16 protein-coding genes are annotated in these 16648 nt (G+C 71.8%); 6 read left to right on the forward strand and 10 right to left on the reverse strand.

Annotation, left to right across the window (positions count from 1 at the left end; translation table 11 throughout):
* The first annotated feature begins 66 nt into the window (after nucleotides 1-66).
* Both ACZ6K0_RS42600 and tyrS read left to right on the forward strand, forming a co-directional pair.
* Entirely contained in the window at nucleotides 67-1458 is a 1392-nt protein-coding gene (locus tag ACZ6K0_RS42600; protein WP_376394687.1) for a metallopeptidase TldD-related protein, read from the forward strand.
* A gap of 52 nt (nucleotides 1459-1510) precedes the next feature.
* Nucleotides 1511-2785 (forward strand): tyrosine--tRNA ligase, encoded by a 1275-nt coding sequence (tyrS, locus tag ACZ6K0_RS42605; protein ID WP_376394690.1) that lies wholly within the window; start codon nucleotides 1511-1513, stop codon nucleotides 2783-2785.
* A gap of 102 nt (nucleotides 2786-2887) precedes the next feature.
* Here the strand turns inward: tyrS and ACZ6K0_RS42610 are convergent, their stop codons facing one another.
* The gene (locus ACZ6K0_RS42610) at nucleotides 2888-3163 is read right to left on the reverse strand and encodes a GlsB/YeaQ/YmgE family stress response membrane protein (protein ID WP_376394692.1); all 276 of its coding nucleotides are present in this window, start codon (nucleotides 3161-3163) and stop codon (nucleotides 2888-2890) included.
* Between the two features lie 170 nt (nucleotides 3164-3333).
* Between ACZ6K0_RS42610 and ACZ6K0_RS42615 the strand changes: the two genes are divergently transcribed.
* On the forward strand, nucleotides 3334-3678 hold the full coding sequence (locus ACZ6K0_RS42615; protein WP_376394695.1) for a DUF3099 domain-containing protein: 345 nt from the start codon (nucleotides 3334-3336) through the stop codon (nucleotides 3676-3678).
* Nucleotides 3679-3860: 182 nt separating this feature from the next.
* The gene (locus ACZ6K0_RS42620; RefSeq protein WP_469228054.1) at nucleotides 3861-4076 is read left to right on the forward strand and encodes a hypothetical protein; all 216 of its coding nucleotides are present in this window, start codon (nucleotides 3861-3863) and stop codon (nucleotides 4074-4076) included.
* 99 nt (nucleotides 4077-4175) lie between these two features.
* Here ACZ6K0_RS42620 and moaA read toward each other — a convergent pair whose 3' ends face one another.
* The 3 genes from moaA to ACZ6K0_RS42635 form a co-directional block, all read right to left on the reverse strand.
* Complete coding sequence (gene moaA / locus ACZ6K0_RS42625) at nucleotides 4176-5165, reverse strand: GTP 3',8-cyclase MoaA (protein WP_376394701.1); 990 nt, start codon at nucleotides 5163-5165, stop codon at nucleotides 4176-4178.
* A 165-nt stretch (nucleotides 5166-5330) separates the two neighbouring features.
* Nucleotides 5331-6971 carry a solute symporter family protein gene (locus ACZ6K0_RS42630; protein WP_469228057.1) on the reverse strand — a complete coding sequence of 547 codons (1641 nt, stop codon included), beginning with the start codon at nucleotides 6969-6971 and terminating at the stop codon, nucleotides 5331-5333.
* Entirely contained in the window at nucleotides 6968-7342 is a 375-nt protein-coding gene (locus tag ACZ6K0_RS42635) for a DUF485 domain-containing protein (protein WP_469228059.1), read from the reverse strand. Before ACZ6K0_RS42635 ends, ACZ6K0_RS42630 begins: the two co-directional genes overlap by 4 nt.
* Before the next feature lie 273 nt (nucleotides 7343-7615).
* Between ACZ6K0_RS42635 and ACZ6K0_RS42640 the strand changes: the two genes are divergently transcribed.
* Both ACZ6K0_RS42640 and ACZ6K0_RS42645 read left to right on the forward strand, forming a co-directional pair.
* On the forward strand, nucleotides 7616-9157 hold the full coding sequence (locus ACZ6K0_RS42640) for a S8 family peptidase (RefSeq protein ID WP_376394710.1): 1542 nt from the start codon (nucleotides 7616-7618) through the stop codon (nucleotides 9155-9157).
* A gap of 85 nt (nucleotides 9158-9242) precedes the next feature.
* Complete coding sequence (locus ACZ6K0_RS42645; RefSeq protein ID WP_469228061.1) at nucleotides 9243-10544, forward strand: CoA transferase; 1302 nt, start codon at nucleotides 9243-9245, stop codon at nucleotides 10542-10544.
* A gap of 108 nt (nucleotides 10545-10652) precedes the next feature.
* On the opposite strand, the gene ACZ6K0_RS42650 is transcribed toward ACZ6K0_RS42645, so the two are convergent.
* The 6 genes from ACZ6K0_RS42650 to ACZ6K0_RS42675 all read right to left on the reverse strand — a co-directional run bounded on the left by ACZ6K0_RS42650 (nucleotide 10653) and on the right by ACZ6K0_RS42675 (nucleotide 16639).
* On the reverse strand, nucleotides 10653-11696 hold the full coding sequence (locus tag ACZ6K0_RS42650; protein ID WP_376394716.1) for a zinc-dependent alcohol dehydrogenase family protein: 1044 nt from the start codon (nucleotides 11694-11696) through the stop codon (nucleotides 10653-10655).
* An 18-nt stretch (nucleotides 11697-11714) separates the two neighbouring features.
* Nucleotides 11715-12386 (reverse strand): lysoplasmalogenase, encoded by a 672-nt coding sequence (locus ACZ6K0_RS42655; protein WP_469228064.1) that lies wholly within the window; start codon nucleotides 12384-12386, stop codon nucleotides 11715-11717.
* Nucleotides 12383-13264 (reverse strand): sterol desaturase family protein, encoded by an 882-nt coding sequence (locus ACZ6K0_RS42660; protein ID WP_376394721.1) that lies wholly within the window; start codon nucleotides 13262-13264, stop codon nucleotides 12383-12385. The genes ACZ6K0_RS42655 and ACZ6K0_RS42660 overlap by 4 nt, the downstream gene beginning before the upstream one ends.
* Nucleotides 13265-13367: 103 nt before the next feature.
* A complete protein-coding gene (locus tag ACZ6K0_RS42665; RefSeq protein WP_376394724.1) occupies nucleotides 13368-14105 on the reverse strand; it encodes a VIT1/CCC1 transporter family protein in 738 nt (245 codons plus the stop codon).
* A 24-nt stretch (nucleotides 14106-14129) separates the two neighbouring features.
* Complete coding sequence (locus tag ACZ6K0_RS42670; protein ID WP_469228065.1) at nucleotides 14130-15356, reverse strand: amidohydrolase family protein; 1227 nt, start codon at nucleotides 15354-15356, stop codon at nucleotides 14130-14132.
* Entirely contained in the window at nucleotides 15353-16639 is a 1287-nt protein-coding gene (locus ACZ6K0_RS42675) for an amidohydrolase family protein (RefSeq protein WP_469228067.1), read from the reverse strand. The genes ACZ6K0_RS42670 and ACZ6K0_RS42675 overlap by 4 nt, the downstream gene beginning before the upstream one ends.
* Nucleotides 16640-16648: the final 9 nt, after the last annotated feature.

Genomic DNA, 16648 nt, shown 5'->3' on the forward strand with positions numbered 1-16648 from the left:
CGGCCGCAATCAGATGCAGTGTCCCCCGGGCAAGCACAGCCTGAACACGACGCAGGAGGCCGGTCGATGAGCCGCGTCAGCAAGCCGTACGAGATCGTCGAGCGGGCGCTTGAGCTGTCCCGTGCCGACGGGTGTGTCGTCATCGCGGACGAGGAGTCCTCGGCCAATCTGCGCTGGGCCGGGAACGCGCTGACGACCAACGGTGTCACCCGGGGTCGTACGCTCACCGTCATCGCGACCGTCGACGGCGCCCAGGGCACCGCCTCCGGTGTCGTGTCCCGCTCCGCCGTGACCGTCGACGACCTGGAGCCGCTGGTCCGGGCCGCCGAGGCCGCCGCGCGGGCCGCCGGGCCCGCCGAGGACGCCCAGCCGCTGGTCGAGGGCGGGTCCTCCTCCCCCGACTTCACGGACGCCCCGGCCGAGACCTCCTCCGCCGTCTTCGCCGACTTCGCCCCGGCGCTCGGCGAGGCCTTCGCCCGGGCCCGGGCCGGCGGGCGCGAGCTCTACGGCTTCGCCAACCACGAGCTGACCTCCACGTACCTGGGGACGTCGACGGGGCTGCGGCTCCGGCACGACCAGCCGAACGGGACGCTGGAGCTGAACGCGAAGTCCCCGGACCGCTCGCGCTCCGCGTGGGCCGGCCGCTCGACGCGGGACTTCAAGGACGTCGACCCGGCCGCGCTCGACGCCGAGCTGGCGACCCGCCTCGGCTGGGCGGAGCGGCGCATCGAGCTGCCCGCCGGGCGGTACGAGACGCTGCTGCCGCCGACCGCCGTGGCCGACCTGATGATCTACCAGCTGTGGTCGTCCACCGCCCGGGACGCGGTGGAGGGCCGTACGGTCTTCTCCAAGCCCGGCGGCGGCACCCGGCTCGGCGAGACCCTCTCCCCGCTGCCGCTGACCCTGCGCAGCGACCCGAACGAGCCGGGCCTGGAGTCCGCGCCGTTCGTGATCGCGCACTCCTCCGGCGACGACTCCTCCGTCTTCGACAACGGTCTGCCGGTCGGGCCGATCGACTGGGTGAAGGCCGGCAGCCTGGCCCACCTCATCACCACCCGGCACACCGCGGGACTTACTCGCTTGCCCGTGGCGCCCGGGGCGGGGAACCTGATCCTGGACGGCGGCGGCGAGCGCTCCCTGGAGGAGATGGTGGCCTCCACCGAGCGCGGTCTGCTGCTGACCTGCCTCTGGTACATCCGCGAGGTCGATCCGGCGACGCTGCTGCTGACCGGACTGACCCGGGACGGCGTCTACCTCGTCGAGAACGGCGAGGTCGTCGGCGAGGTGAACAACTTCCGGTTCAACGAGTCGCCGGTGGACCTGCTGTCGCGGGCCTCGGAGGCGGGCCGGACGGAGAAGACGCTGCCGCGCGAGTGGAGCGACTGGTTCACCCGGGCCGCGATGCCCGCCCTGCGGGTGCCGGACTTCAACATGAGCTCGGTCAGCAAGGGGGTCTGACCCACCTAGACTGAGTCGTCGTACCACCAACAACCTGAGGAGACTGACGGTCGTGACGGACATCGTCGACGAGCTGAAGTGGCGTGGGCTCTTCGCCCAGTCCACCGATGAGGACGCACTGCGCAAGGCTCTCGCGGACGGTCCCGTCACGTTCTATTGCGGTTTCGACCCGACCGCGGCCAGTCTCCACGTCGGTCACCTCGTCCAGGTCCTCACCGTCCGCCGGCTCCAGCAGGCCGGGCACCGGCCGCTGGCGCTGGTCGGCGGGGCCACCGGGCAGATCGGTGACCCGCGTCCGACGGCCGAGCGCACCCTGAACGACCCCGAGACGGTCGCGAACTGGGTGAACCGGCTGCGCTCGCAGATCGAGCCCTTCCTCTCCTTCGAGGGGGAGAACGCGGCGGTCATGGTGAACAACCTGGACTGGACCGCCGGCCTGTCGGCGATCGAGTTCCTGCGGGACATCGGCAAGCACTTCCGGGTCAACAAGATGCTGACCAAGGACTCCGTCGCTCGGCGCCTGGAGTCCGAGCAGGGCATCAGCTACACGGAGTTCAGCTACCAGCTGCTCCAGGCCATGGACTTCCTGGAGCTGTACCGCCGCTACGGCTGCGTCCTCCAGCAGGGCGGCTCGGACCAGTGGGGCAACCTGGTGGCCGGTCTCGACCTGATCCACCGCCTGGAGCCGGGTGCGGACGTGCACGCGCTCGCGACGCCGCTGATGGTGAAGGCGGACGGCACCAAGTTCGGCAAGACCGAGGGCGGGGCCGTCTGGCTGGACCCGGAGATGACCACGCCGTACGCGTTCTACCAGTTCTGGCTGAACGTGGACGACCGGGACATCTCGACGTACATGCGGATCCTCTCCTTCAGGTCCCGCGAGGAGCTGGAGGAGCTGGAGGCGCAGACCGCCGAGCGGCCGCAGGCGCGCGCCGCCCAGCGGGCGCTCGCCGAGGAGCTCACCGCGCTCGTGCACGGCGCGGACCAGTGCGCGGCCGTCATCAACGCCTCGAAGGCGCTGTTCGGGCAGGGCGACCTGGCCGAGCTGGACGAGGCGACGCTGGCCGCCGCCCTGTCCGAGCTGCCGCACGCGCGCGTGACCGAGCTCGGCCAGGTCGTGGACCTGTTCACCGAGGTCGGACTCGCGCCGAGCAAGTCGGGCGCCCGCCGCACGGTGAAGGAGGGCGGGGCGTACGTGAACAACGTGAAGGTCACCGCCGAGGACGCCGAGGTGTCGGCGGAGGAGCTGCTGCACGGCCGCTGGCTGGTGCTGCGGCGCGGCAAGAAGAACCTGGCGGCGATCGAGTTCGCCGGCGCGGAGGGCTGACGGGGCCGGAGAGGCCCCGAGGTCACAAGCTCGCCCCGCATGCCGGAGGCCCGGTACGGCACGTGATGTGCCGTACCGGGCCTCCCGGTTTTCCCGGGTGTGTCACGCCCGCTGCTTGTTGCCCTTCAGCGAGACCCACAGCATGTCGCCCACGCCGACCACGGCGACGGCGCCGAGCAGCTGGAGCAGGTGGCGGGTCCAGTCGATGCCCTTGGTGTCGTTGACACCGATCCAGGTCGCGACCGCGTTGCCGAGGACACTGCCGAGAATGCCGAACACGGTCGTCAGCCAGAGCGGGATCTGCTGCTTCCCCGGGAGGATCGCCTTCGCGATCAGACCGAGGACGAATCCCACGATGATCGCCCACAACCAACTCATCGTCGCCTCCTATTGCGCATGTGGGCCCAGTTTCGGCCCGTCGACCATTCGGCGCATGTCGGGCACCGCCATCCGTGCCCCGGTCTCGTCGGCGCGGGAGGGCGGGCGTACGGTGGAACGAGGTCCGGACCGGGGAGGGTCCGGCATGACCGGTGGGTGGTGGACGGGCAATGCCGAAGAGTGGCGGAACCGAGGTCTTCCGGATCACGGGGGCCCGTCAAGGGCTCGCGGACGACGTCCGGGGACGACAGCGGCGGTACATCATCTCGATGACGGTCCGAACGCTCTCCGTGATCGCCGCGGCGGTGCTGTGGAACGTCGAGCGGCACGTGGCGATCGTGGCGCTCGCCCTGGGGATCCTGCTCCCCTATGTCGCCGTGGTCATCGCGAACGCGGGCCGGGAGTCGGCTCCGTCCCTTCCCTCCACCTTCGTACCGGCTCCGGTGCGCCCCGCGCTGGGCGCTGCGGAGGCGGCGGAGGGCGCTGGAACAGAGACTCCGCACGGCCGGAACTGATCACGGACAGTGGCCGGAAACCTCAAGAAAAGCTCAGATCAATCGTGAAGTTCCAGTGCCTCGGACCCCATGTGCCGTGACATACTGCCTACGCGCTCCGCATCCCCCGTCGGAGCGACAGACCGATGCCGGGCAGCTCCCCCCGTGGCTGCCCGGCATCGCCTTTGCTGGACAATGATCAGGTGAGCGAAGAGAAGCCGATCTGTTCCGCCAAGGGCTGCCGCGTCGACGCCGTCTGGGTCCTCGCGTGGAACAACCCCAAGCTGCACACGCCCGAGCGGCGCAAGACGTGGCTCGCGTGCGAGGAGCACCGCGAGCACCTCTCCCAGTTCCTGGGGGTGCGGGGATTCCTCAAGGACGTCGTCCCGCTGAGCGAGTGGGAGCCCGTCGGGGACTGACGCCGGCCGAGGACTGATCCCGGCCGGGGCTGATGCCGGCCGGGGCTGATCCCGGCCGGGCGTCGCTATCGGTCGGAGCCGGGGCCGATGCCTTGCGGCTCAGCCGCCGATCGCCGACATCGGGCGGTCGGGCTGGAGGAAGCTCGGGTCGTCGAGGCCCGAGCCGGCCTTCTTGCCCCACATGGCCTGCTTCCAGATCCGCGCGACCTCGTCGTCCGGGGCGTCCGAGCGGAGCGTCGCCCGCAGGTCCGTCTCCTCGGTGGCGAAGAGGCAGGTGCGCACCTGTCCGTCGGCGGTGAGCCGGGTGCGGTCGCAGGCCCGGCAGAACGGGCGGGTGACGGAGGCGATGACGCCGACCGTGTGCGGTCCGCCGTCGACGACCCAGCGCTCGGCGGGGGCGGAGCCGCGCTCGTCGGCGCCCTCGGCGGTCAGGGTGAAGCGGGTGCGCAGCGACTCCAGGATGTCCCCGGCGGTGATCATGCCGTCGCGCTTCCAGCCGTGCTGGGCGTCGAGGGGCATCTGCTCGATGAAGCGGAGCTCGTACCCCTCCTCCATCGCCCAGGCGAGCAGGTCGGGTGCCTCGTCGTCGTTGAGCCCGGGCATCAGGACCGCGTTGACCTTCACCGGGGTGAGGCCAGCGTCCCGCGCGGCGGCCATGCCGTCGATGACGTCCCGGTGGCGGTCGCGCCGGGTGAGGGTCTTGAAGACCTCGGGGCGCAGGGTGTCCAGGGAGACGTTGACCCGGTCCAGGCCGGCGGCCTTGAGGGCGGTCGCGGTGCGCTTCAGCCCGATGCCGTTGGTGGTGAGGGACATCCGGGGGCGGGGCTCCAGGGCGGCGACGCGCTCGACGATCCCGACGAGGCCGGGGCGGAGCAGCGGCTCGCCGCCGGTGAAGCGGACCTCGGTGACGCCGAGGTCGGTGACCGCGATACGGATCAGCCGGACGATCTCGTCGTCGGTGAGCAGATCCGGCTTGGCGAGCCACTGGAGGCCCTCTTCCGGCATGCAGTACGTGCAGCGCAGATTGCAGCGGTCCGTCAGTGAGACGCGCAGGTCGGTGGCCACACGGCCATAGGTGTCGATGAGCACTGTGGGCCCCCTCCCCGTCTTGTGGTGGCGTGTGGTTCGAGACTACGTGAGGCAGCGGACAACGAGCAGGGCAGATTGTCACGAGGACCGACGCGGCCGCGTCGTAGAACTCTACGACGCGGCCGTCCGGCGGTCGCGGAACGTATACGACCCGCTGCTCTCCGGTCAGTGTTTGACCGCGGCGGCCACTCCGACGCCGGTGAGCGACTTGACCTCCAGCTCCGCGTACTTGCCCGCGTCCGGCTCTTCCTTGGAGAGGAGCGAGCCGAGCCAGCCGAGGAGGAAGCCGAGCGGGATGGAGACGAGGCCCGGGTTCTCCAGCGGGAACCAGTGGAAGTCCACGCCCTTGAACATCGAGGCCGGTCCGCCGGAGACGACCGGCGAGAAGAGGACGAGGACCACGGAGGAGATCAGTCCGCCGTAGATCGACCAGAGCGCGCCCTGGGTGGTGAAGCGCTTCCAGAAGAGCGAGTAGAGGATCGTCGGCAGGTTGGCGGAGGCGGCGACCGCGAAGGCCAGGGCGACCAGGCCGGCGACGTTGAGGTCGCGGGCGAGGGCGCCGAGCGCGATCGACACGATGCCGATGAGGACGGTCGACCAGCGGGCGGCCCGCATCTCCTCCTTCTCGGTGGCCTTCCCGCGCTTGATCACGTTCGCGTAGATGTCGTGCGCGAACGACGAGGACGAGGCCAGGGTCAGACCCGCGACGACGGCGAGGATGGTGGCGAAGGCGACGGCGGAGATGACGGCGAGGAGGATCGCGCCGCCGGTGGAGCCGGCACCGCCGCCGACCTCCAGGGCGGTGAGCGGGGCCGCCGTGTTGCCCGCCTTGTTGGACGCCTTGATGGTGTCGCCGCTGAGCAGGGCGGCGGCGCCGAAGCCGAGGACGATCGTCATCAGGTAGAAGGCGCCGATGATGCCGATGGCCCAGTTGACCGACTTACGGGCGGCCTGGGCGGTCGGCACCGTGTAGAAGCGGATCAGGATGTGGGGCAGGCCGGCCGTGCCGAGGACGAGCGCGATGCCGAGGGAGAGGAAGTCCAGCTTCGACAGGGCGGTGGCCCCGTACTTGAGACCGGGGTTCAGGAAGGCGTCGCCCTTGCCGCTGTTGGTGGCGGCGGCGCCGAGCAGCTCGGAGATGTTGAAGTGGAACTTGAGGAGGATGAGGAAGGTGATGAGGAGCGTGCCCGCGATGAGCAGGACGGCCTTCACCATCTGCACCCAGGTGGTGCCCTTCATGCCGCCGATGGTCACGTACACGATCATCAGGAGGCCGACGAGGGCGACGATCGCGATCTTGCCGCCGTCGCTGGTGATGCCGAGCAGCAGCGAGACGAGGACGCCCGCGCCGGCCATCTGCGCGAGCAGGTAGAAGATCGAGACGACGATGGTCGAGGTGCCGGCGGCGGTACGGACGGGCCGCTGGCGCATCCGGTAGGCGAGGACGTCGCCCATCGTGAACCGGCCGGAGTTGCGCAGCGGTTCGGCGACCAGGAGCAGGGCGACGAGCCAGGCGACCAGGAAGCCGATCGAGTAGAGGAAGCCGTCGTAGCCGTAGAGGGCGATGGCGCCGCTAATGCCGAGGAAGGACGCGGCGGACATGTAGTCGCCGGAGATCGCGAGGCCGTTCTGGAAGCCGGTGAACTGGCCTCCGCCGGCGTAGAAGTCGGCGGCGCTGCGGGTCTGGCGGCCGGCCCAGACGGTGATGACCAGGGTGGCGACGACGAAGGCCCCGAAGAGGGCGATGATCAGGGGTCGGTGCTCGGTGGTGGCGTTGCCCGCCGCGAGCAGGACGGTGGTTCTCATGCGTCGCCCTCCATACGGTTCCGGATGGCCTCGGCCCGGGGGTCGAGGCGGTTCGCGGCGTGCCGCGAGTAGAGCCAGGCGATGAGGAAGGTGGTCAGGAACTGACCGAGGCCCAGGACCAGCGCCACGTTGATGTTGCCGAAGACCTTGGTGCCCATGAAGTCGCCGGCGTAGTTGGAGAGCAGTACGTAGAGCAGGTACCAGGCGATGAAGGCGAGGGTGAGGGGGAAGGCGAAGGAGCGGTAGGTACGGCGCAGTTCGCCGAACTCCGCGCCTTGCTGCACCTCGACGAACTGCTCCGTCGTGGGCGGCACGGGACCGTGGTCGATCTCCGTTCCGTTTCTGGGCGGCGGCGGTGCTTCGGTAGCCACGGAATCTCCTCGTGACGCGGGGGCGGGCGGCATGGTCAAGGGGGCCTCACCAGGGGTGCGGAAACGGGGGCTCCGGTCGGAGCCCCTCCCCTGCCCAACGGCACGGAGCCGGAAGCGAAGTGGTTCACGCTGGGGATTTTCTTGAACAGATCTTCATGAAGTCTTCTCAACTTATTGAAGGACCAGGAAGATCAGCGATAGCTTCACTCGTCATGCACCTGTTCACGCGTAAACCCGCGCGTGGACAGTACATACGGATGATGTGGAGAACCCATGGCTCATCTGGGATCGAGGCGCGGCCGAGCTCTTGCTCTGCCTGCTGGTCTCGCGCTCACGGCCTCGCTCGGCTTCCTGCCTTCCGGCGCCGCCTCCGCCGCGGAGCTGAGTGACGCACCGGCGGCAGCCGTAGCCGCGGCGAACGGGCCGAAGCTCTCGTACGTCGTCAACGTCGAGGGTGGCCGCTGGACCGCCGCCTCGGTGAAGAAGGCGATCGCCGCCGCGGGCGGCGAGGTGGTCATCTCGTACGACCAGATAGGCGTGATAGTCGTCCACTCGCAGAACCCCGAGTTCGCGAAGACGGTTCGTCAGGCCCGTGGCGTGGCGTCGGTCGGTTCGACCCGTACCGCCCCGCTCTCCGTCCAGTCCGACGACGCCGTCGACGAGGGCGCGCAGTCGCTCTCCGCGGCCGAGGCGAAGGCCGCCGCCGCCAAGGCGACGGACGAGCAGGACCCGCTGGAGCCCCTGCAGTGGGACCTCCCGGCGATCAAGGCCGACAAGGCCCACCAGAAGACGCTCGGCAGCAAGCGCGTCACCGTCGGCGTCATCGACACGGGTGTCGACGACACCCACCCGGACCTGGCGCCGAACTTCGACGCCAAGGCCTCCGCCAACTGCGTGTCCGGCAAGCCGGACACCACCGCCGGCTCGTGGCGTCCGAACCCGGGCGAGAGCGACCACGGCACGCACGTCGCCGGCACGATCGCCGCCGCCAAGAACGGCATCGGCATCACCGGTGTCGCCCCGGGCGTCAAGGTCTCCGGCATCAAGGTGTCCACCCCGGACGGCTTCTTCTACACCGAGGCCGTCGTCTGCGGCTTCGTGTGGGCGGCCGAGCACGGCGTCGACATCACGAACAACAGCTACTACACCGACCCGTGGATGTTCGCCTGCAAGACCGACGAGGACCAGAAGGCCCTCATCGAGGCGGTCACCCGTGCGACCCGCTACGCGGAGCGCAAGGGCACGGTCAACGTCGCGGCGGCCGGCAACTCGAAGTTCGACCTCGCGGCCGACTCGATCGTCGACAACAGCAGCCCGAACGACACCACGCCGGGCGACCGGGTCATCGACCCGAAGGAGTGCTTCGACTACCCGGCCCAGCTGCCGGGTGTCGTCACGGTCTCCGCGACCGGAGCCAAGGACCTCAAGGCGTCCTACTCCAACTACGGTCTCGGCGTGATCGACATCGCCGCCCCCGGCGGTGACCGCACCGAGTACCAGACGCCGGACGCCCCGGCGGTCAACGGCCGCATCCTGTCGACCACGGTCGACGGCGGCTACAACTACAAGGCCGGCACGTCGATGGCCTCGCCGCACGCGGCGGGCGTCCTCGCGCTGATCAAGTCGACGCACCCCTACGCGAGCCCGGCGGCCCTCAAGGCGCTGCTGTACGCGCAGGCCGACGACCGCGCCTGCACCAACCCGTACGACATCGAGGGCGACGGCAAGATCGACGCCGTCTGCGAGGGTGGCAAGAACAAGAACGGCTTCTACGGAGCCGGTCTGATCGACGCGCTGGACGCCGTTCGCCGGTAGTCATCGCGTGTGCGTGACGGAGGGCCCTGGTGCGGTGTGCCGCATCGGGGCCCTTTCGCATGGCACTGAGTGCCATAGTGCCTTCATGGACAACACAGTGCGTTCCGGTACGGAGTTGCTCTGGTCGGCCCTCGGCGGCGATCCCGCCCTGGTCGACCGGGTGGAGTACGGAGGGACCTCGGGGCTGCTGCCCGCGCGGCTGCCCGTGATGGACCTGGCCCGGGCGACGGTGGCGGCCTGCTCGCTCGCCGCCGTGGAGCACGCCGGCCTTCCGGGGCCCGTGCGGGTGGACGACGGGGCCGTCGCCACCGCCTTCGTGAGCGAGCGTCATCTGCGGGTCGACGGTCGGGCGCCGGTGAACTTCGCGCCGCTGTCGCGGTTCTGGCGGGCGGCGGACGGCTGGGTCCGTACGCATGCCAACTACCCGCACCACCGGGCGGCGTTGCTCGCCGCGCTCGGCGTCCCGACCGAGTCGGTGGAGGCCGTCGCGGCGGCGATCGGGGAGCGGAAGGCCGTCGAGGTGGAGAGCGCGGTGTACGCGGCCGGGGGCCTGGCCGTCGCCCTGCGCACGCCCGGCGAGTGGGCCGCGAGCGAGCAGGGCCGGGAGGTGGCGGCGCGGCCGCTGCTGACCCGGGAGCGGCTCGACGACGCCCCGCCGCGGCGCCGCTCGGGTCCCCTGCGGGTGCTCGATCTGACCCGGGTGATCGCCGGTCCCGTCGCGACCCGGACGCTGGCGCTGCTCGGCGCGGACGTGCTGCGGATCGACCCGCCGGGCAACCCCGAACTGCCGGACCAGCACGCGGAGACGGGTGTCGGGAAGCGGACCTCCGCCGTCGACCTGGACAGCCCCTCGGGCCGGCGTGCCCTCGGTGAGCTCCTCGACTCCGCGGACGTGCTGGTCACCGGCTACCGGCCGGGCGCGCTCGACCGGTTCGACCTGGACCGGCCGGGTCTGGTGACCGCCCGGCTGTCCGCCTGGGGCGACTACGGCCCCTGGGGCGGGCGGCGCGGCTTCGACAGTCTGGTGCAGGTGGCGACCGGGATCGCCGCGACCGAGGGCTCGGCGGAGGAGCCGGGCGCGCTGCCGGCTCAGGCCCTGGACCACGGCACGGGCTATCTGCTCGCCGCGGCGGTGCTGCGCTCGCTGACCGAGCAGGACCGGGACGGCGGCACCCGGCTCGTACGGCTCGCGCTCGCGCAGACGGGCCACTGGCTGACGCACGCGCTGCCCCGGTACGAGCCCGGGCGGTACGTCACCGAGACGGACGGCCCGCTGGGACGGCTGCTGCACGCGCTGTCGCCGGTCGCGTACGAGGGCGGCCCGGCGGGCTGGTCCCGGCCCCCGGGCATCGCGGGAGCGGACGCGCCGGAGTGGGCCGGGGGCTGACGGGCGGGCGGGCCGGGAGGCGCGGGCCGAGCGCGGGCCGGGAGGCACGGGCCGGGGGCGCACCTGCTCGGCGGTGAAGCCGAGGCGGGCGCACCCCCGGCCGGCCGCCTACGGCTTGACCAGGACCTTCAGGGCCGTGCGCTCGTCCATGGCCTGGTAGCCGCCGGGGACGCCGTCGAGGCCGACGGTCAGGTCGAAGACCGGGGACGGGTCGATGGTGCCGTCGAGGACGTCCGGGAGCAGCTCCGGGATGTACGCGCGAACGGGCGCGACGCCGCCGCGCAGCGCGATGTTCCGGTCGAACATGACGGACAGGTCGAGGCCGGTGCCGCTGCCGTGCGGGACGCCGACGTAGCCGATGGAGCCGCCGTCGCGGGCGATGGCGACGGCGGTCCGCATGGACTGCTCGGTGCCGACGGCCTCGATGACGGCGTGGGCGCCCTGGCCGCCGGTGAGCTCGCGGACGGCGGCCTCGGCCGCCTCGCCGCGCTCGGCGACGACGTCGGTGGCGCCGAAGGCGCGGGCGATGTCGGTCCGGGCGGTGTGCCGGCCGAGGGCGATGATCCGCTCGGCGCCGAGGCGCTTGGCGGCGAGGACGCCGCAGAGGCCGACGGCGCCGTCGCCGACGACCGCGACGGTGGAGCCCCGCGTCACGCCGGCGCCGAGGGCGGCGTGGTGGCCGGTGCCCATGACGTCGGAGAGGGCAAGCAGCGCGGTCAGCAGGTGGTCGTCGGAGGCGGCGTCGGCGGGGAGCTTGACGAGCGTGCCGTCGGCGAAGGGGACGCGGACGGCCTCGCCCTGGCCGCCGTCGGAGCCGACCGAGCCCCAGAAGCCGCCGCGCGGGCAGGAGGTCTGGAGGCCCTCGGCGCAGTACTCGCAGGTGCCGTCGGACCAGACGAAGGGGGCGACGACGAGGTCGCCGGCGGCGAAGCCGGTGACGTCGGAGCCGGCCGCCTCGACGATGCCGAGGAACTCGTGGCCGATGCGCTGGCCGGGCTTCCGGGCCGACTCTCCGCGGTAGGCCCACAGGTCGCTGCCGCAGATGCAGGCGCGCAGGACGCGCAGGACGACATCGGTGGAGTCCTGGATCACCGGGTCGGGCACGTCCTCCACGCGCATGTCGAACGGGGCGTGGATGGTGGTGGCGCGCATGGGGGGCGGTCCTTGCTGTCAGACAGTTGTACGACGTTCACCGTACATCGCGGAGAGCACTCCCGCGGTCAGCAGGTACTGCGCCGCGATGTAGGTCAGCATGACCCAGAAGTCGGGGGCCGGCAGCTGGGGCCACTCGGCGACGCCGGTGGCGATGAGGGTGTCGGACAACAGGAACAGCGCGCCGCCGACGCCGGCGACGCGCCCGAGGGCGCTCGCGCGGTAGGCCATCGCGGTGAGCAGGAGCGAGTACCCGGCGACGGGAATCCGCAGGTCGGCGGGGAGGTCGGGCCAGAGGAGCGCGACGGTGCCGACGAGGGCGGCCGCGTATGCGGCGCCGAGGAGCGGCGACGTACGCCGTCGGCCGAAGAGGACCAGGTAGCAGACGTGTCCGCCGGCGAAGGAGCCCATGCCGACGAGGAAGGCCCAGTCGGCGTCGGAGAGCAGGAAGACGTCGCCGCCCCAGCCGAAGAGGAGCGCGGCGACGAGGAGCTTCGGGGCGCCCCGGGTGACGGCGTACGCGGCGAGCAGGGGCATCAGGAGCGGTTTGGCGAGCTGGTGGCCGAGCTCGGCGCCGGCGAGGAGGGAGACCAGGTCGACGGCGGCGGCGAGGCCGAAGGCGGCGAGCAGCGCGCGGGAGACGGTCGAGGAGGGCGAGGCGGCGGGGACGGCCGTCGGGGCGGCGCTCACGCGGCGGCCTCCGGCGCGGCACCGGTCTGCGGGGGCTTGGGCGAGGGGGCTCCCGGCTGCCAGCCGGGGCCGCGGAAGACCCGGCCGGCCCGCTCGCGCCAGTCGCTCGCCGAGCGGACGTCGCGGGCGATGGCGGCGTACTCGTGGGTGGCGACGCGCAGCGGGTTGTACGTCTCGATGTTCTTGGTGAGGCCGTAGACGGGCCGGTCGGTCTCGCCGACCCAGGAGCCGAACATCCGGTCCCAGACGATGAGGATCCCGCCGAAGTTCCGGTCCAGGTAGCCGCCCTGGGAGGCGTGGTGGACGCGGTGGTGCGAGGGCGTGTTGAGGACGTACTCGAAGGGCCGGGGCAGCTTCCCGACGCGCTCGGTGTGGATCCAGAACTGGTAGACGAGATTGATCGAGTAGCAGAAGGCGACGGCCGCCGGGTGCACGCCGAGGGCGATCATCGGCAGGTAGAACGGCCAGCCCGTCACGCTGGTCCACGGCTGGCGCAGGGCGGTGGTGAGGTTGAACTTGCGGCTGCTGTGGTGGACGACGTGGCAGGCCCAGAGGATGCGGATGACGTGGTGTCCGCGGTGCTGCCAGTAGTAGAGGAAGTCCTGTGCGAGCAGCATCAGCGGGATCGTCCACCACAGGACGGGGACGCGGAGCGGGGTGAGCTCGTAGACGGCGGTGTAGATCGCGACCACGGGGATCTTCCACAGCGCGTCGAAGGCGAGGCTCCCGATCCCCATGCCGAGGCTGGTGGCGGCGTCCTTGGTCTCGTACCCGGCGGCGTCCTCGTCGGGGTGGATGCGGTGGCTGACCATCTCCAGGACGGTGAGCAGGACGAACGCCGGTATGGACCAGAGCACGACATCGGGCAGGTTCGGCATGCCGTCGACGGTAGGCGGGGCGGGCGGGGGCCCGCTAGACGTTGTTACCAACAAGTATGCGAGACGGCTTGTCAGCAAGCTTTGGCACCTTCTGACAAGCCTGTCAGAGCCCGGTGGCGCCGAGGAGCGAGCCCGCGAGGTACGTGACCGCCATCGCGAGCGCGCCGCCGCCGACGTTGCGGAGGATCGCGCGGCCCGCGGGGGCGCTGCCGAGGCGGGCGCTCCACCAGCCGGTGAGGGTGAGGGCCGCCAGGACGGACGCGACCGTGACCCAGAGGCGGGCCGGGGCCGGCGGCAGGACGATCGCGAGGAGGGGGAGCAGGGCGCCGACGGTGAAGGCGAGGAAGCTGGCGCCGGCCGCGTGCCAGGGGTTGGTGAGGGCGTCGGGGTCGATGCCCAGCTCCACGCGCGCGTGGGCGCGCAGGGCGTCGCGCTCGGTGAGCTGCTCGGCGGCCTCGCGGGCCACGTCCGAGGAGAGCCCGCGGGCGGCCAGGAGCCCGGTCAGCTCGTCCAGTTCGGCCTCCGGCCGCTCGCGCAGTTCGCGCTTCTCCTGGGCGAGCGCGGCCTCCTCCGAGTCGCGCTGGGTGGAGACGGAGACGTACTCCCCCGCCGCCATCGACATCGACCCGGCGAGCAGCCCCGCGAGGCCGGCGGTGAGCAGGGCCGCCTGGGACTCCGTGGCGCCCGCGACGCCCACGACGAGGCCCGCGGTGGAGACGACTCCGTCGTTGGCTCCGAGCACGGCGGCCCGGAGCCAGTTGAGACGGGAGCCGAGGGCTCCGCCGTGGGCCTCGTCGTGCGCTGCGTCGGGTACGTCGTCGGATGCTGCGGGTGCGGTCACGTCAGGAGGTTCGCACCCGGCGGTTCACCAGACGCGGACCGACCCGCCCGGGGCGAAGGCCGGGCTGGTCGCCTCCTCCGGGATCTTCTCCAGGGGCGTGGCGATCTCCGCGACCTCCGGGCCGTGGACGGCGGCGAGGGGGTCGAGGAGCGCGAGGTCGAAGCCGTAGACGCGGGCGGCGTTGCCCCCGACCATGGCGGCGACCTCCTCCCTCGGCACGCCCGCGTAGGCGATGCGGAGGCCTTCGCGGGAGTACGGCGTGGTGCCCTCGTCGTGCGGGTAGTCGCTGCCCCACATGATCTTGTCGAGGCCGATCCGGTGGCGCAGCGGCACCTCGTGCGGGCGCATGAAGCTCGCGCCGACGAAGCAGTTGTCGCGCCAGACCTCGCTGGGGCCCTTGCCCATGGACTCCGCGAGCCCGGCGCCGAACTTGGACTCGGCGGTGGTGGCCCGCGAGGCCGCGGCGACCAGCCGTCCGTGGTAGTAGTCCAGCATGTCCATGACCCCGGGGATCCAGCCGGAGCCCTGTTCCGTCAGGACCAGCTTGAGGTCCGGGTGGCGACGGAACGCGCCGCCGAACACGAGGTGCCACAGGGCCCGGTGGGAGAACCAGGTCGTCTCCACCATGAAGACGGCCCGGGCCGCCGGTTCGTCGCCGAGCGGCGGCGAGGCCGAGCCGCCGTGGTGGTTGACCGGCACGTCCAGCTCCGCGCAGACGGCCCAGATCGGGTCGTACGCCTCCGAGTACAGCTCGGGCACGCCGCTGCCGGGCGGGGCGCCGGGCAGCAGGATCCCGCCGGTCAGTCCGGCCTCCTTGACGCGGCGGATCTCGCGTACGGCCTCGTCGACGTCGTTGAGGAGGATCTGCGCCACGCCCGCCCTACGGCCCGGCGCGTCCGCGCAGAAGTCGGCGAGCCAGCGGTTGTGCGCGCGCAGGCCCGCCCAGCGGAGCTCGTACTCCTCGCGGGTCGGCGCCGGGGCCATCAGGGAGGCGGACGGGAAGAACGGCGGGATGGTGTTCGGGAAGACGACCTCGGCGACGATCCCGTCGGCCTCCAGCTCCCGCAGGCGGCGCTGCGAGTTCCAGTTGCGGTCGGCGGTGTCGGCGAGCAGGTCCTCGTACGGGTTGACGTAGCCGGCCGCCCAGGCGTCGAAGGCCTCGTGGTGCCTCTTCTCCAGGTACGGCCGGTAGTCGAGGAGGTCGGCGCCGGCGTGGCAGTCGGCGGAGATCACCGTGTAGCGGTCCGTCATGACGTCACGCCCAGGACCGGGAAGTCGTGGTCCGTCAGCCAGTGGCGGCCGACCTCGCGGGAGCGCGCCCAGGACGCCTCCACGGCCGTCTGGTCGGCCGGCTGGCCGAGCTCGGCGGGGGTGGGGCCGATCCGGCGGGCGATCGGTTCGAGGGCCGGGAGGTCGAATCCGAAGACCTCCGCCGCCGCCAGGCCGAGCATGCGCCGGGTCTCCTCCACCGGGATGTCGTGGAAGGTGTTCCGCAGCCACGCGCGGGTGGCGGGCCAGGTCCCCTCCGGGTGCGGGAAGTCCGAGCCCCACAGGATGTTGTCGACGCCGATCTCGTACCGCTGGGCGAGCTCGCGCCGCTTGGTGTTGGTCGCGCAGATGAAGACCTGCCGGTCCAGGTACTCGCTCGGCGGCCGCTTCAGCTCCGCGAACGGGGACAGCTTCTTGCCGCCGTGCGCGCCGAGGTAGAGCCGGTCCATGAACCAGAGCAGGTTGGGCAGCCACCAGCAGCCGGACTCGGCGACGCCGAACCTCAGTCCGGGGTGGCGCTCGAAGACCCCGGACCAGAGGAGGAACCAGAGCGGCCTGGCCGGCCAGAAGGTGACCTCGGAGACGTAGATCCCGAGGTGGTCGCCGTACTCCTCGCGCGGCGCGGCGCCGGAGTGGGTGACGACCGGCATGCCGGTCTCGGCGGCGGCCGCCCACACCGGGTCGTAACGCCGGTCGTGGTAGGGGGCCTTGTCCACCCACATCGAGGGGATCATGAGCGCGCCGAGCCCGGACTCCTTGGCCCGGTGGATCTCGGCGACGACCTCGACGGGGTCGGCGGTGACGGGGAGCAGCGCGACCCCGCAGTGCCGCTGCGGGTTCTGTCCGACGAACTCGGCCAGCCAGCGGTTGTGCGCCTTCGCGCCGGCCATGCCGAGGACCGGGTCCTGGTCGCCGGAGAGGCCGAGGCCGACGCCGAAGGGGGCGGCGGTCTGGCTGTCGACGGCGTCCGCGTCGGGGAAGACGACCTCGGCGGCGACCCCGTCGCCGTCGAGCTCCTTGAGCCGCTGGGCGGCGTCCCAGCCGCCGCGCAGGCCCTCCTCGTTGTCGTGGAACCACTTGTCGGCGAAGGCCTCGTTGCGTACGCCGAGGCGGGTCATCGCCTCGCGGCGCGCGTCGCGCCCGGCGAGGAACTCGTCGAAGGCGCGGTGGTGGCGGGACTCCAGATAGGGCCGGTATCGCTCGGTGGGCAGTCCGGCGTGACAGTCGGAGGAGATGATCAGATACGGATCCTCGTACGTCGTCATGGCGGTGCG

This window comes from Streptomyces sp. NPDC042346, assembly GCF_055581845.1.